This window comes from Pseudarthrobacter sp. GQ63, assembly GCF_059758765.1.
In genome coordinates, this window is sequence record NZ_JCAXEF010000002.1 from 1 (window position 1) to 19,836 (window position 19,836).

General features: G+C 60.4%; 24 protein-coding genes. 13 read left to right on the forward strand and 11 right to left on the reverse strand.

What is annotated here, in order from left to right:
- Both AC6CHP_RS04465 and AC6CHP_RS04470 read left to right on the forward strand, forming a co-directional pair.
- The coding region (locus tag AC6CHP_RS04465) for a DUF3732 domain-containing protein (RefSeq protein WP_498228300.1) at positions 1 to 1,292 on the forward strand (1,292 nt) is incomplete at its 5' end.
- Between the two features lie 59 nt (positions 1,293 to 1,351).
- Positions 1,352 to 3,037: a hypothetical protein gene (locus tag AC6CHP_RS04470; RefSeq protein WP_498228301.1), complete on the forward strand. Its 1,686-nt coding sequence runs from the start codon at positions 1,352 to 1,354 to the stop codon at positions 3,035 to 3,037.
- A 1,689-nt stretch (positions 3,038 to 4,726) separates the two neighbouring features.
- On the opposite strand, the gene AC6CHP_RS04475 is transcribed toward AC6CHP_RS04470, so the two are convergent.
- The 4 genes from AC6CHP_RS04475 to AC6CHP_RS04490 form a co-directional block, all read right to left on the reverse strand.
- On the reverse strand, positions 4,727 to 4,984 hold the full coding sequence (locus AC6CHP_RS04475) for a hypothetical protein (protein WP_498228302.1): 258 nt from the start codon (positions 4,982 to 4,984) through the stop codon (positions 4,727 to 4,729).
- 153 nt (positions 4,985 to 5,137) lie between these two features.
- A complete protein-coding gene (locus tag AC6CHP_RS04480) occupies positions 5,138 to 5,584 on the reverse strand; it encodes a hypothetical protein (RefSeq protein ID WP_498228303.1) in 447 nt (148 codons plus the stop codon).
- Between the two features lie 195 nt (positions 5,585 to 5,779).
- Complete coding sequence (locus AC6CHP_RS04485; RefSeq protein WP_498228304.1) at positions 5,780 to 6,202, reverse strand: hypothetical protein; 423 nt, start codon at positions 6,200 to 6,202, stop codon at positions 5,780 to 5,782.
- Between the two features lie 123 nt (positions 6,203 to 6,325).
- Entirely contained in the window at positions 6,326 to 6,748 is a 423-nt protein-coding gene (locus AC6CHP_RS04490) for a PRC-barrel domain-containing protein (protein ID WP_498228305.1), read from the reverse strand.
- A 569-nt stretch (positions 6,749 to 7,317) separates the two neighbouring features.
- On the opposite strand from AC6CHP_RS04490, the gene AC6CHP_RS04495 reads away from it, so the two are divergent.
- The 7 genes from AC6CHP_RS04495 (at position 7,318) to AC6CHP_RS04525 (ending at position 12,920) form a co-directional block, all read left to right on the forward strand.
- Positions 7,318 to 8,229 carry a DUF2254 domain-containing protein gene (locus AC6CHP_RS04495; protein WP_498228819.1) on the forward strand — a complete coding sequence of 304 codons (912 nt, stop codon included), beginning with the start codon at positions 7,318 to 7,320 and terminating at the stop codon, positions 8,227 to 8,229.
- A 688-nt stretch (positions 8,230 to 8,917) separates the two neighbouring features.
- Positions 8,918 to 9,304: a four-helix bundle copper-binding protein gene (locus tag AC6CHP_RS04500; RefSeq protein ID WP_498228306.1), complete on the forward strand. Its 387-nt coding sequence runs from the start codon at positions 8,918 to 8,920 to the stop codon at positions 9,302 to 9,304.
- Positions 9,305 to 9,718: 414 nt separating this feature from the next.
- A complete protein-coding gene (locus AC6CHP_RS04505; RefSeq protein ID WP_498228307.1) occupies positions 9,719 to 10,024 on the forward strand; it encodes a DUF3040 domain-containing protein in 306 nt (101 codons plus the stop codon).
- Between the two features lie 16 nt (positions 10,025 to 10,040).
- Positions 10,041 to 10,460, forward strand: a complete 420-nt coding sequence (locus tag AC6CHP_RS04510; RefSeq protein ID WP_498228308.1) for a LapA family protein — start codon at positions 10,041 to 10,043, stop codon at positions 10,458 to 10,460.
- Positions 10,461 to 10,576: 116 nt separating this feature from the next.
- Positions 10,577 to 11,500 (forward strand): GAF and ANTAR domain-containing protein, encoded by a 924-nt coding sequence (locus AC6CHP_RS04515; protein ID WP_498228309.1) that lies wholly within the window; start codon positions 10,577 to 10,579, stop codon positions 11,498 to 11,500.
- Positions 11,501 to 11,639: 139 nt separating this feature from the next.
- A complete protein-coding gene (locus tag AC6CHP_RS04520) occupies positions 11,640 to 12,188 on the forward strand; it encodes an SSI family serine proteinase inhibitor (RefSeq protein WP_498228310.1) in 549 nt (182 codons plus the stop codon).
- Positions 12,189 to 12,320: 132 nt separating this feature from the next.
- Positions 12,321 to 12,920: a DUF305 domain-containing protein gene (locus tag AC6CHP_RS04525; protein WP_498228311.1), complete on the forward strand. Its 600-nt coding sequence runs from the start codon at positions 12,321 to 12,323 to the stop codon at positions 12,918 to 12,920.
- A 240-nt stretch (positions 12,921 to 13,160) separates the two neighbouring features.
- On the opposite strand, the gene AC6CHP_RS04530 is transcribed toward AC6CHP_RS04525, so the two are convergent.
- Positions 13,161 to 13,685 carry a TetR/AcrR family transcriptional regulator gene (locus AC6CHP_RS04530; protein WP_498228312.1) on the reverse strand — a complete coding sequence of 175 codons (525 nt, stop codon included), beginning with the start codon at positions 13,683 to 13,685 and terminating at the stop codon, positions 13,161 to 13,163.
- Positions 13,686 to 13,837: 152 nt separating this feature from the next.
- On the opposite strand from AC6CHP_RS04530, the gene AC6CHP_RS04535 reads away from it, so the two are divergent.
- The 3 genes from AC6CHP_RS04535 (at position 13,838) to AC6CHP_RS04545 (ending at position 16,004) form a co-directional block, all read left to right on the forward strand.
- A complete protein-coding gene (locus AC6CHP_RS04535; RefSeq protein ID WP_498228821.1) occupies positions 13,838 to 14,986 on the forward strand; it encodes an MFS transporter in 1,149 nt (382 codons plus the stop codon).
- 646 nt (positions 14,987 to 15,632) lie between these two features.
- A complete protein-coding gene (locus AC6CHP_RS04540) occupies positions 15,633 to 15,773 on the forward strand; it encodes a hypothetical protein (RefSeq protein WP_174174747.1) in 141 nt (46 codons plus the stop codon).
- A gap of 24 nt (positions 15,774 to 15,797) precedes the next feature.
- Positions 15,798 to 16,004 carry a hypothetical protein gene (locus AC6CHP_RS04545; RefSeq protein ID WP_498228313.1) on the forward strand — a complete coding sequence of 69 codons (207 nt, stop codon included), beginning with the start codon at positions 15,798 to 15,800 and terminating at the stop codon, positions 16,002 to 16,004.
- Positions 16,005 to 16,124: 120 nt separating this feature from the next.
- On the opposite strand, the gene AC6CHP_RS04550 is transcribed toward AC6CHP_RS04545, so the two are convergent.
- From AC6CHP_RS04550 to AC6CHP_RS04570, 5 genes are read right to left on the reverse strand one after another with little or no spacing between them, the layout of a single operon-like run.
- Positions 16,125 to 16,559 (reverse strand): hypothetical protein, encoded by a 435-nt coding sequence (locus tag AC6CHP_RS04550; RefSeq protein WP_498228314.1) that lies wholly within the window; start codon positions 16,557 to 16,559, stop codon positions 16,125 to 16,127.
- A 14-nt stretch (positions 16,560 to 16,573) separates the two neighbouring features.
- The gene (locus tag AC6CHP_RS04555; protein ID WP_498228315.1) at positions 16,574 to 16,759 is read right to left on the reverse strand and encodes a hypothetical protein; all 186 of its coding nucleotides are present in this window, start codon (positions 16,757 to 16,759) and stop codon (positions 16,574 to 16,576) included.
- Positions 16,756 to 16,920 (reverse strand): hypothetical protein, encoded by a 165-nt coding sequence (locus AC6CHP_RS04560; protein WP_174174739.1) that lies wholly within the window; start codon positions 16,918 to 16,920, stop codon positions 16,756 to 16,758. The genes AC6CHP_RS04555 and AC6CHP_RS04560 overlap by 4 nt, the downstream gene beginning before the upstream one ends.
- The gene (locus AC6CHP_RS04565; protein ID WP_498228316.1) at positions 16,917 to 17,096 is read right to left on the reverse strand and encodes a hypothetical protein; all 180 of its coding nucleotides are present in this window, start codon (positions 17,094 to 17,096) and stop codon (positions 16,917 to 16,919) included. Before AC6CHP_RS04565 ends, AC6CHP_RS04560 begins: the two co-directional genes overlap by 4 nt.
- A gap of 1 nt (position 17,097) precedes the next feature.
- Positions 17,098 to 17,562 (reverse strand): hypothetical protein, encoded by a 465-nt coding sequence (locus AC6CHP_RS04570; RefSeq protein ID WP_498228317.1) that lies wholly within the window; start codon positions 17,560 to 17,562, stop codon positions 17,098 to 17,100.
- A gap of 169 nt (positions 17,563 to 17,731) precedes the next feature.
- On the opposite strand from AC6CHP_RS04570, the gene AC6CHP_RS04575 reads away from it, so the two are divergent.
- On the forward strand, positions 17,732 to 18,016 hold the full coding sequence (locus AC6CHP_RS04575) for a hypothetical protein (RefSeq protein WP_498228318.1): 285 nt from the start codon (positions 17,732 to 17,734) through the stop codon (positions 18,014 to 18,016).
- A gap of 625 nt (positions 18,017 to 18,641) precedes the next feature.
- Here the strand turns inward: AC6CHP_RS04575 and AC6CHP_RS04580 are convergent.
- Entirely contained in the window at positions 18,642 to 19,817 is a 1,176-nt protein-coding gene (locus tag AC6CHP_RS04580) for a serine hydrolase domain-containing protein (protein WP_498228319.1), read from the reverse strand.
- Positions 19,818 to 19,836 lie beyond the last annotated feature (19 nt).

Sequence of the window (19,836 nt, forward strand, 5' to 3'; positions counted from 1 at the left end):
ACGAAGCCCGGGAAGCGAGAGAACTCGGTGTGGGCCGCGCAGCTGGGCTCATTGCCGATGCACGAGCTAGTGGTCTCCTCTCCTCAGATGTCGTCCCTAGTGATGCAGGGGAGGCCCTTGAGCTCTTATCGCGAGTTCTCTATCCGGCTTCGTCTATAGCGGATGCCGAGTACGTTGATGATCAGGCGGAAACAGAACGCCTGCTGGCGCGTCGTGTTGCGCTCAGAGATTCTCTGCGCGAGATAAACGACAAGATTCGAGGCTTGGAGGAGTTTGCTCGCGTTGATACTGAATATGGAGCCGAACTAAACGAACACCGCGTTCGGCTTGCTTCGATTGGCCTTATCCCTGACTCAAACGACCCCGACGCGGCGTGCCCCGTATGCCAGCGCACTCTTGTTGAGGACGCTGACGCTCACGGCGCCATCAGAAATAGCCTTGGTCGTGTTGCCCGACGAATTGAGCTCGCCCAGAGGGATCAGCCCAGGATCAGCGAAGCCCGCACGGAGCTGGTCCAGGACCGGAATCGGACGAGGGCGGAGCTCGCAGACGTTGACGGAGCGCTAGATGAACTTGCGCTCACAGATGACGCTCGAGCAGGAGCAGGGAAGTTTTGGGATCAGCAGAGCTTCGTTCGAGGTCGCATTGCCCAGCATCTTGAAACTACCTCACTCGAACGCGACGACACGATGTCGGCGTTACTAGAGCAGGTCGCGACTCTCCACGACCAGGCCGAGCTGCTCACTGAGGAGCTGGATCCTGATGCGCTTCGTTCAGCGGTCGATTCCGTTCTGAACATAGTCAGTCGCAGAATGACGCGACTTGCACAGGCCTTTCCACTTGAGCACTCTGAGCACGGTGTCCGTATCGACCCCTACCGTCTAACGGTGGTTGCCGACACTCTACGCGGGCCGGCGTACATGGACGCCGGAGCCATTGGCATCGGAATGAGCTGGGTCGGGTACCACCTAACGGCCTATCTGGCCCTGCACGGCTACTTCATCGAAGCCACCAGACCGGTTCCACGATTCATCGTGCTGGACCAGCCCAGCCAGGCCTTCTTCCCACGAGACCGCAAGCCTGGAGGTGACTTAGATGAACTGTCAGATAACGACCGTGACAACACCCGCAATCTCTACAAGATGATGTACGACGTCACATCTGAGCTCAATGGAGAGCTGCAGATCATCGCCTTCGACCATGCTGACTTCAGCGACCCATGGTTCCAACGTTCAATCATCGAGACTTGGCGAGATGGAACCGCGTTGATCCCTCGGGAGTGGATTGAATAGCAGGCACCGCTGGGTGTCGCGCCTGCATATCCGGATGAGCTCTGTGAGGCACTTAGGATTTGGAAAGGAACCACGAAGAAGAGAGACAGATGGGGCAGAGGCAGTCGGGACCAGAATGGGCGGCAGAAGAGGAACGGCGACGCTACTGTGAGGAAGAGCGGCGGGCTCTCCCGTCCGCTGTCACCGAGGGAATTGTTGATGTGCTTGCAGGCAAAGCCAGCCCGAAGGAGCGCGAAGCCGTATTAGCCCGAGTGGGCGATTACAGGGACAGGTCACGCCGAAGGGCCGAGTTCCTCCTTGGAATCTTGGACAGTGCCACCGCTTTGGACATGAAGGCTCTTGAGCGAGCGATGGCGAATTCATCTGCAGCAAGGTATGCCAGCAGCGCCGGATTCAACCGGTTTCACTGGATTCTCGCGGTTTCAGGGCGAGGCGCCGATAGGAACCCGGAGAACGTTCAGAGGTTCGCTGCTGCTTGCGGCGCATGGTTGGCCACTTCACGAATAATCTGGCAGGTCGCTGACATCGACAAGGGCCTTGCGCGTGGAGTTCAGGTGAACCCGTGGCAGGAGACACAGAGGCGCATGTGGTCGGTTGATGTGCACTTCCGTTGGGTTTCAGAACTTTTCTGTAGCTCCATGGCTCGTGAGATTGAGAGCAATCGAACCAAGTACGGCGGCTTGGAATTGGTTAGTCAGCGGGCCGTCACGGATCTCTTCAAGTGGGTTGAGGCGTACGTAAATAGGGTGGATCGGCAGGCGGCCGGGGAAGCAGTCGGGGCAGTGCCATCGCCTTCCCCGTTCGCTCGCCCACTGGTGGAGGCCTTGGCGGTGAAGGGCGACGAGTACCGATCCAAATCCTTCGAGGAGATGGTGGATACGCTCGAAATTGAGGCCTATCCGTTCGTCAAGGTCGGAGGCATCCTCGCGCCGGTGGCAGTGCGAGAGGCGACATACAGGGTTGAATTGGCGCTCCTCAATCTGGCCCGCAGTTTCCTCGCCGACAACAAGGACCGCTCCGACCTTTTTGAGAATGCAGTGATACGGTCCCTCCGTCAGGTCCTACCCCCAGGAATCGACCTTCCGCTTGCCCCTGTCTTTATCCCAATCCCCGAGACAAAGAACAAAGGTGAAACGGACTTTATCTTCCGGGACTCGTCAGTTCATACGTTCATCGGTGAATGCAAAGCCATGGCTGCCGTTCAGACGCCTGGTACCGTCATTCACACTTTCACGGACCATGTGAGCAAGGCAGCGACACAGCTCAAGCTACGAATGGATGCGGTCAGACGTGGCGGCGGGGTGACAGTCGACGGGTTGACCTGGGCTGCCCCGACCAGCAATGTGTACGGAATAGCTGTGCCCCTCCATTCCTATGGAGGCGCTGTTTGGAACCACGAATGTCTTCCTCACGGCGATGTAGATCATCCGGATCTTGCAGTTATTCCAGTCCATCAGCTCCTTGTGGTCGGACGAGCGATGGAAGGCGCCGATGATTTCGGTGAGTACATCCGATTTCGGAGCGCGCTGTTCGACCTCAAGCTGGAACTTCGGGATGAGCTCGATATTCTCGCCGCCTATATTTTCAGCGACGCCGCCACGATCAGGGCCATGATAGAAGACGCTCCAGAGCACGGGATGCGGGTCATTCGTGCCTATGGGGTGGAACTTGAGACGGCTGTCAGTGACGTCATGCCGAGTTCCGCTCAGGCATGGCGACGTCGGCTGACACGAACGTTAATCTAATGTCCGCAGCATGTCACTGTCCTTCTAGGCGGCGTCAGATGGCGACTTCCCCCGATGGATTGCGACAGTTGCGGAAGCTCCCCGGTACGTCGTACTCTCGTTGCCCCGCTGACGGTCTTGCTGCTGTGGATCAACGGATATCGCCACGACTTCACCACAGATGAGGGCTTTGACCTCGTGGTCGGCGTCGCTGCCGGCAACACTGAACTGCAGGAATCCGCAGGCCTGATTTCGGGGCATGTAATCCCACGCTAGGCCAGCCTGAACCGTCAGGAAAGGGTGTGGAAGTGTCCACACCCTAGGCTTCGGATTCGATTGTACCGGCGTTGGACTGGGCTGGAGCGGCGAGGTTCGGGGGGAGTGGCGGATGTTAGACCGTCGGGAGAAGACGTTTCAGGCGGTGAAAACGGTCTGTTGACAATGTCAACACCCTTCGCCTCTGACTGCGTCGAACAGCCCTCGGACTGCTTCGGATTCCGCATATTGTCTAGAGTTCTCAGCGTCCGCAAGGCCCAGAATGTAGTTCGAGTCCCACCTCGGGCACAACATCTCCCCTCGTCAGAGGGGTTTTTGCTTTAACGTGTTGACATGGCTTGTGGTGGCGTCCCTCTGACGCTAGGTTTGCGGGCTGTAGCCTGGCTGCCGCGGAGCCTATTCAGGTGTGTGGGGCGGCGGGGTCGTGACCCTGGCTAGTGGTCTTCCGCCTGCTGAGGCTGGGTTATGCGGGTCCTCGTTCCGGTTCTGTCAGGTTGGTCGGGAGTGGCCAACACCAGTTCATGGTCCGGGGGAGCGGGGACGACATGACGTCGCATCATTTGGGCCGGAACTGTTCTTGCGGGGCTCCTCTTCTACGTCATTGGGACCTTAGGAGTTCGATTTGTCCTGCCAAAGGGGGTGTGGACAGTGTCCACACTTACGTCTGCTTTGTTTGATCGTCGGGTGGAAGACTGACGTAGCGAATTTAGGCGTTGCTGGCGGTACCTGGTGTCCTGACAGCGCAGGAAAGCCGCCTAGCAGCCGGCAGAAGGACAGCAGCGAAGCCGGCTTTTGGGATTTAAGAGCGAGGGGGAGGAGCGCTCCATGACGGACGGACAGGAGTGGACCGATAACTTGTCACCCGGGGTGTTTGGACGGAGGGCAGTTACTCTCGGTGCTGCCGTCCTCTAACCTGGCACTTGGCCGTGCCATGCCATGCCGCCGAATGGTCCGCTCTGATACTCGACGACCTGATGTGGATCACATGAAGAAGAGGCTCAACCAGGTGTGTTCCAGTTCTAACGTTCTGGAACATCCCATAAATGGGTCGCAAGCTTGTCTACCTCTGCGGTATCGCGAGCAGGCCGGCCGTGTCGTTGTTCCTAACCGGGCCGTGCAGGGCGACGTATCAGGGTGCGCTGGGGGCATCAAAGGTCACTTTCCCTTTAGTTGAGACAGTACCGAGTGAGCCACGTTATTGAGACGCCATCGTTCTCTGAAACCGCTGCTAAGCAACGGGCCTTCAAACGGCTGTGTGACCTACGGAACTAAATAGCGGTCTTTTCGCGGTGCTATTTGTCACCTGGGCGGCGTTGCCCCGTGCTCTTAGGGGATAGACCGTAGTACGAGCGATGTCAATGGTTCGGCAATCTCGGTGGTGTCCCCGAGAGTGGCCGACTCCATTGGCAAGAGGTGATGCTTTATTCGATTTCTCTAGGCTGGGTTGCATCCGAAGAACCTCAGGTCGTCACTGATGTGCGCCGCGCCTACGCCAGTACCTTTTTCGCGGATGAAATCGAGATCTTCACGGGAGAGGATCATCTGACCGTGCTCATCGACTTCGATCTGGCTATCGGAATTGTCCTGGATCCGGGCAGTGATCGTGTTCGGCACGAGCGCGCATCCTGGGTTGTCGAGAAGCCAGTGGCGTGTTTCTGAATCAAGTCTGTCCCACTCTTCCTTGAGGGTCATCTCCGTCAGCCCATCCTCACTATTGCCGTTGAACCGGAAGCCCTAAGTCGAGGGATTCCGTTTACAGTACGTCCGGCGCCTAAGAAACAACAGTGCTCCCGCGCGGACTGAAAGTCCAAGATTTGCGGGCATGGTGGAGAAAGCACGAGTAACTCACTTGGGAACGTAGGGGGCGTATTGTTCCAATGTCCCGTCGAGCACGGCGACGTCAAAACTTGTGGTGTTGCCCTGAGCTTCGATTGTCAGGTCGGTCCGTGCGCCTGGCCTTGCTTCTGTGCTGTTAAGGACGGTCGGGGAATCCTGAAATTCCACCTTTCCCCCGGCTGGAATGCTCAAGGGCAGCTCGTCGTCGCGGTCCCCTATGACAAGATCGATGTTCTCGTCAGTCTTATTGAAGATCGTGCCCAAGATGCGACCCGGCTCGTTCTCGCCGGAAGTGACAATGAAAATGCTGCGCAGTTCAAGACCGGCAAAGTCCTTGTTTGACCCGACAGCGATCGCGTAGTGGTCCTCGTCGGGCGGCGGTGTGCAGCCCATGAGCAGCATCGTGGCAACACACGGGGCCAGCATTGCCGCCAGAGGGCTTCTTGCGTTGTCCATAAGGGATGTCCTTTCGGAGGAATCTTCTCCGGAGCATGGGGTCTCAAAAAACGTGGAGAAGGAACGGGTGGAGGGCTTTTGGGCTGCCTGTTGTCCGCCTTCGCCGCGTAACCGGCCATTGAGAGGCAGCCAAAGGAGTGAGGATCCTCTGGCTGCCTTTCTTTGGGCGGGTGGCGAATGGTTCCGGAGGTTTGCTTATTCGGGAAGTTCCTGGACCTGGTCGGCTACGACGGCGAGGTCCTGTTCGTATTCGACGACGAAGGAGTCCTCATCGTCATTGAAATCGATTTCATAGTCCCTTTCAACGTCGGCTTTGATGAAGCTGCGGACAGTGCCGGTGACTTGTACTTTGTCACCCTCTTCCAGACCTTCGCTGATTCCTTTGCCCGTGACCAGAGTGCCTTCCTCCAACCCGTCACCGACTGTGAAGGAGTTGGGGCCGACTACGTCCTGGATTTCTGATTGGACGGTAACGGTCTCGCCCAGAATGGCCGCCTCCGCGGTTGGTCCCGCTTCCTGGGCTTCTTCGACCACTGTTTCTTCTCCGCAACCTGTAAGCAGGCCTGCCATCACGGCAGCTCCTGCGATCAGTACGCCTGCTTTGGTTTTCCATGCCATCACAATCACTTCCTTTACCTGGATCCGGCAGGACCTCCCTGCCGGCATCGGATTTCCTGCCTTGTCATTGCTATTGGGCGACCTGGCGGAGGGCAGGTCCTGTCACCGCCGCAGCCCTTGGTTCTAACGGGGCAGGAAAGGGTAGGCCGGGTAGACGTAGCCTGGCGTCCAGTAAGGCGCGTAGCCGTAGTAGCTGTACACGTTCTGGTAAAAATCGCGTTCCTCTACGAGGTCGGGGTCATAAACAGGCGCTTCTGCTAAGTGGTCCCGTTTTTTACCCAGACGGACCTCGTCAGGGGTGATTCGCGATATCGCGTCGACCGGGATGAAGGAGTTCTTCTCCCCGATTCCCAGGAAACCCCCCGAGGCGAGGACAAGGAACCGCACCTTGTTTTCTTGCGGGTCGATGAGGAGGTCATCGACTTTCCCAAGGTCGTTCCCGTCTTGGTCTTTCACATCACGGCCACGGATGTCATCGTCTCTTCCCGATACTTTTTCCGCAGTGTCGCCGAGCCTTCTGAGTTCTGTCATTTTTTCATCGGACATGGTGTTGTTCCTCCCCTGCGGGCGCGTGAGAGCGCACACGCGTATTGGTTGGGCCGTCAACTGCTGCGGCCACTGCCATTGAAGGCAGATGGTTATACGGCTACGGAGCCAGCGGAGGCTGGCCGTCTCGTGGTTGTGTCCCGGATCTCAGGGGTTCCGGTTGGCAGGTTCTGCATGCTGCCGGCATTCGGTTCGGGTGTCGGTTCCGCAATGCCCTTCACTGTTCAGGCTACGTGCCTGATCTCTCACGACAACCCTCCGTTATTTACTCGTGATGGCTTGAGGTGATTCTTGACGCGGCTGTAACGGCCCCACTTTCGGCCCTTAGCACACCACGGCGCAAGGGATTTCCCGGGTCGGGGCTTCAGCGTACGCTGGGTGCCGAGGCGGGTTCGTGAACTCAGAACAGGCCGCGCCGCTCTCCATGCCGGTCACGCCACAAAGAATCGTCAGCGGCTGCCAGAGCTGGCGGACCGCTTCGTCCATGGCACGCTCGCTCTCTTTCTTGCTGCCTTGCGTTCGCGCTCACCGTCCTTCGAAGTGTTCGCGGCGAAGGCAGCGGAAGCAGCCTGTTCGTTCCTGAAATATCCGTCACCGTCGCATTCGCGCTTGCCATAGCCAGTGTCATCGGACTGGTGCTATTCCTGGCACATCTGACCCGTGAAATCCGGGTGGAAACCATGATGCGCCGGGTCAATCTGGAAACCCAGGAAACCATCGACAGGGTCTTTCCGGATCGCAGGCCTGCGCGGTTACCCGGTCCCGTTCCCGTCTCACGTGGCGTTCCCATCAATTCCTCGTCCTCAGGGTTCTTGACCTCAATTGATAAAGACGCCCTCCTCCGCGCCGTGAAGAAATCCGGCGCCGTCGTGCGGCTAGACGTGCCACCGGGCAGTTCCCTGGTGGCCGGAGTCCCCTTCGCCACCGCCTGGGCGGTGGAAAAGGAAGCAATACTTGGAACGGAAACCCGGGAAAACCTAACCCACGAGGTAAATGCGGCCCTGGCAACAGGGTTCGAACGAACCAACGTCCAAGACGTCGGCTTCGGTTTCCGACAGCTCGTGGACGTCGCGGTGCGGGCGCTCTCGCCGGGCATCAACGACCCCACCACCGCAGTCCACGTCATCGGCCACCTCTCTGACCTTCTGTGCCGGCTGACGGGAAGGGACCCCGGGCCGGAGCACGTCGCCGACGATGACGGGCGGATCAGGGTGGTGCTGCCCCTCCCCACGCTGCGGGACTTGCTCGACATGGCCATGGATCAGCCCAGGAAGTACGGAGCCGCAGACCCGGCCGTCGCCGACCGTCTACTGGGGCTCCTCCACGAGCTCGCCTGGTGCGACCGTGAGCGCCAGTACCGTGAGGAGATCCTGGACCATCTGGAGCAGATGCGGATTGCCATCCTCGCTGCCGATTACTCCGACGCGCAGCTGCGTAGCCTGCTGAAAAAAGCGGATACGCAAGGACTCCCGCAGGCATGAACGGCCACTTGTGGATGGGCCTCCTTTAGCCAGCCCGCTACTCAAGTTGAAGCTCAAAAGTGATACACGCGTGACCATCCGAGGAGCGCATCTGGCTAGGCTGTTTAGATGGCACCTACCGGGATCTGGAGATGGCCGCACTGAGATGGTCCTCAGTGGGGATGCTTCGCAGCCGCGTTTCGCTGCGGACCGCATTCGTGTGGCTCCTTCTGACCCTTCTCCTCGCGGGAGCCGCTTCCTATACCCATGGCAGCAGGTACGCCATCGTCCCCGGGCACGGCCCGGTTCAGACACCAGACCATCAGGGTCGCCAGGAAGTGCCATCGCAAGCGGAACCCGCAGCAAGCCCCGCTCATACTTTGCTGTCGACCCCGCAGTCCACGGGCGCCGTACACGGCGCCGGGCCATCACAGGGGACTGAAGACGTCGAAAGGGACTGCTGTCAGCCCCGCCACGCGCCCCGCGGCGAACCAGCCCCGATAAGGACTGGCGACCTGGATCCGCCAACCGTCGCTTACCCGCAGCCCGGCGACGCGCTGCTCAGCGGCGCAGAGCCTCCGGAGTCTGACCTGCCAGCGCTTACCGTGGTCGAGCTTTCCATCAGCAGGACGTAGAACGGTTCGCCCTTCCCCGGCCCCCTGCTGTTTTCACCTGGAAAGACATTGCAGTGACACACGTACAGTCCGCAATGGACACATACCCGAAAGACCTCGGAAGCATCGACAGGACAAAGCTCGCTGAATGTACCCAGGCGTGCTTTGACTGCGCACGAACGTGTGCTGGCTGCGCCGACGTCTGCCTGAGCGAAGAGACGGCCGCCGAACTGACCAACTGCATCCACGCCAACCTCGATTGCTTCGACATCTGCGCGGCCACCGGAAAGATTCTCTCCCGCAATGTGAGCCACAACGGTGACATCACCCGTGCCGTGCTGCAGGCGTGCCGCACCGCGTGCAAGACCTGCGCGGAAGAATGTGGACAACATGCCTCCATGCGCCGCCACTGCGAGCTGTGCGCCGAAGCCTGCCGACGGTGTGAGCACGCGTGCACTGAACTTCTCGCCGCGCTGAGCTAAGCAAGGGGAGTCAAAGATGGACAATCCACAGCTTTCCCGACCAGCCCGTCGTGCACGCGGAAGGAACGACTAAACAGCGCCGGACACGGGAGACCATCCGAGGATCCGCAACTGCGCCGCATGCTGACCTCTCACGTCCACTGTGGTCAGGACATGGAACTGATTATGGTTCATCCGGCCCTGCCGGGTCACCGTAGCACAGCAAAGAACGGCGGCAGCCTGCACACCTACCGGTGCGCATGTGGATTCAGCTTCGATCAACGGGAGCGCCTGGCCGCACGACACACCTAGCGCGTTGTTGCCGGACACCGGAAGAAGCCATGCATCGTGCACTCAAAGAGACCACAGTCCATTCGAGTGCCCGGTGCCCATTTTCCCGCCCAGCCCGACCGTAGAAAAAAGCGAGGATTCCCCGTGGCACTGTCAGAGGAAGAACGCAAACGGCTTCAAATGCTCGAACAGGAGCTGGCGTCCACCGACCCCGATCTGGACCGGACACTGCAGACCGGTACGCCGGGCCAGCACCCTAGGGAAGCCTCCACGATGATCCGTGGAATCCTCACGCTGATAGGTGCCTTCACCCTTGTCATCGTAGGCATCGCAACAGAACTCATCATCATCGGCGCCGTCGGTTTCCTGCTGATGACGGCCGGCGCCCACTGGTTCATCAAGGGCCTCGGACTTCAGGCAGGGCCAGAGGAGGCACGCCATGAAACCTGAAAGGAAAGGTGGCATCATGCCAACGAATCCGCTGAATTCTCGAACTTCCATTCCTCCACGGCCTGCACGGCAACCGGCGATCGGCGGGCACACGTCCTTCAACGGGCACACCGGAGACCCAGCGCACCCCACCCGGGCTGCTCTTCTGTGGTCGGCGACCGTCGCTGTACTTGTGCTTCTGGGACTCCTGATTGTCTTCATCCTCCAGAACCAGGAACAGGTATCCGTACAGTACTTCGGACTCGCGGGTACGGTGCCCGTTGGCATCGCCCTTACCATCGCCGCGGTCGTCGGGGGGCTCCTCGTGGCAGTCACCGGCGCAGCCCGCATCGTACAGCTGCGAACGTCCACCGCTCGCCTACGTCACAAAGCCCCGAGGAGGCTCCCAACAAAGCCGCGGCATCCATTGTTCAGGCACGGACATCCCGCCAGGTGATGGAGACACGGAGGTACCGGGGCGTGAGGCACGTGTAGCCCCGCGCTTACGACATCATAATTTCTACTGCCGGCAGCCCAGGACCCGATCCTGGCCGGCCAAGGAGGATGGCTATCATGGCTGGACATTTCGAACTGTTCACCGATCATCAGGCCCACCTACGTTTCCAACTCCTGACACCGGACGGCAGCGTCTTAGCCGTTTCAGGACCGTTCGACGACAAACGCGCTGCCGCTGCTGCAATCACCGAAGTCCGCGATTGCGCCGGTACCGGCCTGATCAAAGACCGCTCCCAGAAGACCACGACCATGGCCGTACCGAAACCGGACCTGGCTCTGGAACTGGAGGACCTCATGCTGAACACCAAAAAAATAGAGGACTTCGTGGAAAGCCTCACCATCCTGGCGGTAAACACGGTGAACTGCACCAGTCCCGACGCCGCCTGCTGCATAACAGTCAACCGCCCGAAAAAGCTACCAATCAAGTCCTGGAGTGCACCCCTGGCCGAGTCACTGGACCAATTGGAGGACAACGTAAAACAAGGCCCGAACCTGACGGCCATGACCGAACAACGCACGGTCCATTCCTCCGACTTGGCCGGCGATGATCGCTGGCGCCGTCTCGGCAGATCCGCCACGGAACGAGGCATCGGATCCTGCCTGAGCATCCCCCTGGACGTGGAAGGTCCCAGCCGGGCAGTCATGAGCCTAACCGCGGTCACATCAGATGCTTTCTCGTCCGACGACATTACTGCCGCTGAAGTATTCGCCGAGCAGGCCTCGAAGATGCTCCGTTCTGCCCTGCGAATCACCGATCTGACGGAAACCGTCCAGAACCTGCACGCAGCACTTGAGCACAGAACGGTCATTGATACAGCACTGGGAGTGGTGATGGGGCAGAACCACTGCGACCACGACACCGCTTTCAATATCCTCCGCCGTGGTGCCAGTTCCAGAAACATGAAACTACGAGACCTGGCCGCCTCCGTCGTCCAATCGGCTTCCGGCGACACCGACATCGTCGTCCACTTTGACCCATGACACTTCCGTGATGATGAAAAAGTCACAAGCCGCAGCACGAACGCCGCCACACGCGAAAGGTGCGGCAGTTCCTCCGGGCTGCCCGCCCTGCCCGCGGAAACAAACGCAAAAATTCAAGAACCCTCCAAGGAGGCACGTCATGACGCAGACGATGATCCGCTCGTTCGTCGTGGTTCTCATTTTCAGCCTTTGTGCATGCACGCCAGGCGGGGGACCACCACAGCCCACTGCATCCGAGATGCCCTCGGCCAGCCCTGCCCCAACAACGCAGAAGCCGAGGACCGACCCGAAAACAACTGCTCCCGGGCCTTCACCTTCGCAGTCTTCACTTCCGTCGGGGGCCGGGCGCGGCGACGCCGAACTCACCATCACGGTCAAAACATCCGATTCCGGACCTACGATCCAATACACCCTGATGTGCAGGAATGGGGTTCCAACAGATAAAAGCCAGCACCCCTCTGCGGCGAAGGCCTGTGAGGTACTAAAGACCAATCCTGAAGTGCTCACATCGCAACCTCGGGCCAAAGACGTGGTGTGCACCCAGCAATACGGCGGACCGCAAACGGCCACCGTGACGGGTGTCGTAGAAGGCGTGCCAGTGGATATTTCATTCGCCCGCCGCGACGGCTGCGAGATCAGTCGGTGGAATGCTGCCGAAAGCATTCTCGGGCCCGCTACCGACCTCTAGCCGCACAAGCCAACCGACGGCCTAAACGGCCGAGCAGGAGGGAATCCGACAGCCTTCTGTTGATCACATTTCCATATCTGAGAGCCCTCTGCGCCAGCGCGGAACCGGCTTGCTTAACAAAGGAGAAGTCCCATGTCAAGTACGCAAAATAAACAGTCCAACGAGCACGGTGAAGACGAGCGCGAGTCTCACCAGATGAGGAATATGTACCTGCGTTTCGGGGCGATGATCCTGACGGGGATGGTAGTGATGTACTTCGTCATGTTCATCGGCTCCTGGGAATGGAGCCACGTGCGGTGGAGCGAGAGCCGGATGTTCATGGCGCTCACCATGGGCGGCACCAAGGGTCTGATCATGCTCGCCTGGATGCTGAAAATGTATCGGAACACTAAGGCGAACGCGGCCATCGTAGTGATTAGCCTCCTGCTTCTCGGCGGGGGCGCCTTCCTCGACCGAACACAAACCACGGTGCAGGACAGTGCGTTCATGAGCGGGATGATCCCGCACCATTCTCTGGCCATCACCCGGTCCGAGCGCGCCGAACTCGCTGACGTCCGGGTGTGTGAACTCGCCGTTGAAATCAGTGAGGCGCAGCGCCGGGAGATATTCGAGATGGAGTGGTTGATTGAAGATATTGACCGGAACGGGGTAGCAGCAACACCTCAGGAGGCTGAGAACCGGCCGGTCCCCAACTTCGAGGAGTCTGCGGAACGTAGGTGCCCCGGGGAATGAGTTAGATTCTTCACCCGACGCCAATCGGAAAGAGCCGCTGAAGCGGCAGGAGAAGATTCCCTGAAAATCAAACGGTTTTCCAGAAGACAGAACGTCAGCAGGGCTGGCAGTCTTCTTTCACCTCCCGGCGAGTGTCGGAGATCGGGCTTCTCGTGGAGGCTGGACGGTGCAGGCCTGGTCTCTTTGCCTCGCCACGGCCGGGTTGGCAGGAGGTTGGTGTTTGTCCTCGGCTGACGGGCGTCAGTTGGGGCTGTGGGCTTTGGCCGCTGAATGGGCCAATCGGCGGCCGACGTCGATTGGTGAGCGGGGGGAGCCGCGCAGGAACGCGCTGAGCGTGCCGCTGTAGGCCAGGAGTACCTCGTCGGCCAGGTCTTGAGCGCGCGGGCCGGCGAGGGGGCGTGAGAAGTGCAGGAGCCGGGTAACGAGCAGCTCAGTATCGGCGGTGAGGACTGCGCTGATTTCGTCCGCGGCTGCGGGAAGCTCGGTGGCGGCAGCGAGAAAGGCGCACCAGCGTGAGGGATGGTTCTGCTCGCGCCGGTAGGACGCGAGGGCGTCAAATACTGCCAGTAACCGGGCCATATCGTTGCTGGCCGCGACGATGTGTTGGTCCCAGACTCCCTGCCAGTCCGCCAGCCTAACCCTCAACGCTTCAGCGACCAGCGCGTCCTTGCTGCCGAAATGTGTGTACAGAGTGGCGGCAGAGACCTCCGCCTGCTGCAGCAGCGTATCGACGGACGTGGTCCGGATGCCCTGGTCAAACAACACTTGGTCGGCCGCCTTAAGCAAGCGTGCGCGCGCGGGAAGTTGCTGGCCGGTGGTCACCATTCCACTGTAACCGCTCCTATTGCAGAACGATAGTTCTGCTGTACTGTAACGAGCGTTCTGGTTTGGCGATGGAGGAGGATCCAGTGCGGTCGATGGTGGTCAGCGGAATGGCATTGATCGCGGCGACCTATGGTTTGGCGCGCTTCGGTTACGGGCTTTTCCTGCCCCGGTTCACCGAGACCTTCCAGATGGGTTCCGCTGTTGCAGGGTTTATCCAGGCCGGGAGCTTCCTCTCATTCTGTTTCGCGGCAGTTTTCGCTTTAGGCCTTGCTGCCCGTCCGAGGCTCGTCGTGGTGTGCGCAGGAGCGACGGCGGCCCTGGGATCAATGGGTGTGGCGGTTGCGCCCAATGTCGACGTCCTCGCGATGAGTGTCATCCTTGCCGGTGCCGGCGCTGGCTTCGCCACCCCGGGCCTGGTCACGTTCATCGAGCGCAACATCGCCCCGGCACGCCAGGAAAGCGCGCAGACGATTGTCAATGCCGGCACCGGGGCGGGCATCGTCGTCGCGGGCATCCTCATGCTTCTCACCACTGACCAATGGCGTCTGGGCTGGGTGGCAATCGCAGCCTTGGTCGCAGCAGCATCCGTTGCCACCCTCCTTGCTGACCGGCCTGCCGGCCGGAATCGGGCAGGCGGCCGGCCATCTCAGGTGCGGGCCCGCGACCTGGCGCCCCTGGTCTGGCCCATCGCCGCGGCAGTCCTGGCCGGGGCGTCCAGTGCAGCGATCTGGACTTTCGGCCGCACCCTCATGGCCGCTTCCCGCGCCAGTGAAGAGACTTACTCCATCCTTGCGTGGATGGTCCTGGGCGCCTTTGGGGTACTCGGCGCGACCGCCGGAAAGATCGTGCAGGTCTGGAGCCTTCGGACGGCCTGGAACCTGACATCGCTGGCCATGGCAGGGGCGACCATCCTCCTGGGCGCGGCACCGGGCATTGCCCTCACGGCGTATTCCTCTGTGGTGCTGTTCGGCGCCAGCTACACCGCCTTGTGCGGGGTACTTATCATCTGGGCCGTCCGCACTGTTCCCCACCGTGGCGCCGAGGGAACTGCCGTACTGTTTATTGCCCTCGCCATCGGCCAGGCCCTGGGCTCGGCAACACTTGGAGTCCTGTTCGACCACGTCTCACCGGTCGTGGCGTTCACCGTGGCCGGAATCCTCGGAATCCTCGCAGTACTGCCCGCGGTGAAGCGCCAACCCGGCGCGTCCTCCCGCACCACACTAGGACAGCGGACCGCATGAGATTCAGGGGATCCTGTACGCAAATCCTTCCCGGTGAACTGTCAAAGGTCAGTAGCAGCCGTCCCTTCTGGGATACCTCACCGCAAATCGCCAAATGAGACCAACCCGACCGTTGCTCACTTTGTAGCGGAAGGGCATCTCATCGAAGATTCGTGTCAACGGTGGAGGGGCTATCAGGCGAAGATGCCACCAGCACGTGACGTGCTGGTGGTGCAAGAGGAAGAACTGAAGACGTCAACGACGTGAGTGGCCAGGCCTGCTGTTGCCGTCCAACAGTGTCTGCCAAGGGTCGAAATACGGGTGTGGACATTGTCCACACTTTCAGCTTCAGACTGTGCCGTACCGCCCTCGGACTGCTTCGAATTCCGCATGTTTTCGCGGGTTCACAGTGTTTGCAAGGCCCAGAATGTAGTTCGAGTCCCACCTCGGGCACCGTGTTTCCCAGATCAGACGCATTCGAAAGCGCATCAAAACGGACGGGTCGTCGTCCTACATGGTGTTGCGGCGAGACCCGAAGAGCCGCGAGGCCTGACAGCCGCCACGTTTCGTCGAAGCTGAAACTCTGAAGAGGCTTCTGTGCGCGAATGGTCAGTCGTTCGAGATCGCGCAGCATGCCATCCTGTCCAACGAGAAGCTCACGCCAACTGTGGCTGAGGTCATTCAGGAACACATCGACCTGCTGATCCGTCCATCCAGCGGAACCACGAAGACGTACCGGACCATGCTGGACCTGCATATCGGAAACGTCATCGGCTATTTACCGTGGACAAGCTGGATTACCGACTGATGGCGCACTGGGTGAAGTCCAACCATGAATACCGCGAAGATGCTGGGGTACATTCCGTGGAACCTTAGCCGCGGCGTGCAGCTGCCTCGTATCGAAAAGGCGGAGGACGAGGCCATCTTCCTCACCCATGCGGAGTTCAGTCTCGTCGTGGAGGGTATGGGGGAGCGGTTCAAGGCCTTCACGAACTTCCTGGTGATGACAGGCACCGCTTCGGAGAAGCAAGGGCTCTGACCGTGGCTGATGTGGACCTGCTCTCCAAGCCACCCACCGCTCGGATCAACAAGGCATGGAAGCGGGACAGGCAGAACCAGTTCTGTGTTGGCGCGACGAAGACAGGTGCCGGTAGGCGCACTATAGGGTGCGGGCCCTGATGTTTAGGCCGACTTTCTGAGGTTCCCCCGGGCCGGGGCTGGCGACAGAGAGCCAGTAGTTGAATTCGCCGTCCTTTCCCTTAAAAAGGCAGATGGTGCTGTTCCCGATGACGTTGGGCTGTCGCTTGCACGGTCCGTCGGCAGTCATCTCGACACCGACCCCCGAGACTACTGCCGCGACGTCGTTATCAGTGAGCTCTTTTCCGGTCTCCCACCGACGCGACATACTCGGGCACGGGTTCGTGCTGATGCACATGAACCGCTCGGGCCGGACAATCTCGTCGATCAGCTTCCAGTCGACCGGGATGGCGAAACGGTCTGCCTGTGACAGCATTCGGTCGGTCACCTTATCCTCGGCGGAGCGGACCATGAAATGGGCCGTGGCAGCAAGAACCAGGATCACGGCGAAGGTCAACCAGAGTTTGTGCTTCACTGATCGGTACTTTTCGGGGCTCGCCGGCGGGCAAAGACCCAGCTGCCGGGCCACAGTAGGACGACGAGAAGCAGGGTTTCTATGCCGTTGGGGGCCAGGTTGAACACCGCCAGAACGTACGGGAGCACAAAGACAAGGAAGACCGTCCCGACGACGGCTACGAGCCAGCCGCGGGCAGTCACACTCCCTCGCTGCTGCTGTTGATCCCATCCCGCGCCTTCTGCCGCCGCTCATCGGCTTGGATGATGCCGTCACGGACGGCTGCGCGGATGACGCCGTAGAGGACGTAAAAGAAGATCGCCGCAAAGACGACTGCCAGGACCGGGTTTTCGAGTGCGGTCATTCCGGCCCGACCTCCTCCGGCCAGTACTGCTGAACCGCTGCTGCGGCCGCTCGGAGCCGGCTGCCGTCCAGGATGATGGAGGATTCGGGCATGCCCATGCTTGTCCATTGGGCAAGCAGGCGGAGATCCCCGGCTGGCGGCAGCGGCCACAGCCAGAGGGTTCCCATTGCCGACATGTCATCCTCCCCGCCGTTGCCCCCCTCTGGGGGGGAACTCGAACACCGGCCCGCCAGGTTCCTGGTCCCGGGGCACAGATTGCTCATACATCGCGAGGGATGATGTGCTGGCCTTGGTGCCGTCCGGGAACTGCATTCCGAACAGGAGGACGGAAGCGACTGAAATGGCCCCGTCACGCAAGTGCGGCGCAGGCCGGTGGAAGACACCGTTCATCTCGGACCATCGCCGGTCATCCTGGTCAGTGCGGCGCAGCATCCAGGACATTTCAAAGACGCAGCCGGTCGAGTACACCTTGGCGGCTTCAATGGCCACCACAAAGGTGGGGGATTTGTGGATGAACTGGCCCACGGGAACGACGGCGGGCAGTTCGTATCGCGGGGCAGCAAGCCAAGGAGGCGGAGTGAACTGCGGCGTCCTTGGACGGGAAGGCGGTGTAGGGATCGGATAGTCCTGGAAGAATGTCACGGTCATCCTTGATTTGCTGGCGGCGACCGACCAGCGGAGCAGCGGTACGAGCCGCCGTGGATCCCCCAATCCGTCCTTACTCGGCTCAGTCTAACTCCGGCTGGCACCAGCTTGAGGACACGCCCGCGAGCTCCGCGAGACTATCCGTGCCCGGGAGCACCGTGGTCCTATGACGGCTCCAACTGTTGAGGCGGCGATGCACGAACTGATGGATCTTGCCTGGCATGTTGTTTATGACCTGCTCGAGCAACGGGGCCTGCTCGGGGACGGGTTGTTCGTCGAGGAATACACCGGGATCCATTCCTGGGTGGAGGACCTCGCCCGGTACACGGTGGTCCACTCCCGGACGGTTGCGGTCCTGTTCGTGGACACCCGGCCCGTGGACGCCATCGCCTTCCACCACGACCTCTTGGGCGCCGACGACCTGAAGAGCGTCTTCCGGGTTCCGGGGTAGGCGCAGGCTGCTCTAGCCATACTGACTGCCTCTTCTCCGGGTGGTTCCCGAGGGCCATGATTAGCCTTACGGGCACATTGCATGGTCTGCCAAAAGACAGCTGAGTAAGCCCCAGAAGAGACATCGCCATGATCCGAAAACTGCTTTGCAGATGGGGCATCGGCCATCACTGGCTTGCCCAAATGAACGACGGATAGCTTCGTCGCCACTGCATCCACTGTGGGAAGGAAGATCCCCACAGTGCCCGATGGTCGGGGAGGCTCGCTAGCGGTGATCACCCCGAATACCCCACACCCGCGACTACTACTAGGAGCTGGATTGTCATGCTCACGCAAATGCTGTGCAAGCTCAATCTCCATCATCATTGGCACGTCGATCACAACGATGACGGTGGCCTATACAAACGCTGCCTGCATTGCGGCAAGGACAGCGCCGACGGGGACGGGGCCGCCAACGACTGGGCGCTAAGGCGGTGGTGGTAGGTGACCACCATGGGCGGTACATAGCATCGTGATTTGAACCGGACACACCAGTGGTGGGGGCAACTTTGGGGCTTGGGCATGCGGTTGAAACGCGGCAGCGCTTGTTCAAGTCAGAGGCTGCGTCAGCGGGCCGTTGACCACCTTTAGTTGGCCGGCTTGCAGATGCGGTCCAATGTTTCGTTGAGTGTGGACTCGATCCGGTCGTTCAGGTAGTCACGCTTGTCTTGGGTGGAGGGGTCCTCGAGTTCCGTGGGCATTGGTGGTGTTGTGACTGTCATCGCGGCCTGATACCGCCCGTCCGCGCTGCTGACCGCCACGGTCTGGTAGTCCCAGAACCCGCCACGGCCCTCCTGCCGCGAGTCTTCCGAGCAACCGTCCGCATGCTCCCACACGCCCAGCCCGTACGGGTGAAAGCCTGGGCTGGTCTTCATTTCCCGCAGGGACGACGCTGAAACCGCCCGCCCCTGGAAGATTCCAGCCATGAGGAGGTTCAGGTCCGCCATCGTCGATATAGCGCCCCCGGCCGGGTTGCCGACCATGAAGGTGTTGTCGGTGGTGTCTACTAGTTCACCGCGCAGGGTCACGTAGCCGTGCAGAATACCGGTTTCGTGCGGGTCAATACGGTCCAGGCTGGTGTTCTTCAAACCGAGAGGGCCTAAGACCTCCTCCTGCAGAACGTGGACGATGGGCTTGTCCCGCAGCGTCTGGATGAGGAGGCCGAGCGCGAGATAGTTGGTGTTCGAGTACTTGAATGCCCCGACATCATCAGAGCTCCAGGGAAGGGTCCCTGCCAGTTGCAGGCCCCGCTCCATCGTCAACGTTTGGGCGAGCACAGGGCGGAAGTCAACATCCTTCGGCAGGGCATCGGTGACTTCGGGCATTCCGGAGGTATGGCTGAGCAGCTGCCTCACAGTGATTGGGGCTGGTGGCGTGAGTGACGTCGTGAATCCGGGAATGACGTCGTTGACGGGATCGTCGAGGCCGATGAGGTTGTCGTCCACGAGCTTCAGCACGGCCACGGCCGTCACCGTCTTGGTGACGCTGGCGACAGCAGCACGGTCCGTGGGCTGCGCCGGGGTCCTGGTCTCAAGGTCACGCACACCGTAGGCCCTGGACCACTCGCCCTCGGGCCAGCGAATCTGGACGACAGCGGCCACCGCGCCCTCGTCCAGAAACAGCTGGACCTGATGCTCCAAGGAAGCGAAGGGATTCGGCGAGCTTGATGACGGTGCGGGCTCATCGGTGGACGAGGTACAGCCAGATACAAGGAGGACGACTGCGAGGGCCGCCCGCCTCCACACGCGGTTTTTCGTGCTCATTGCCGCATCCACTCGGGAC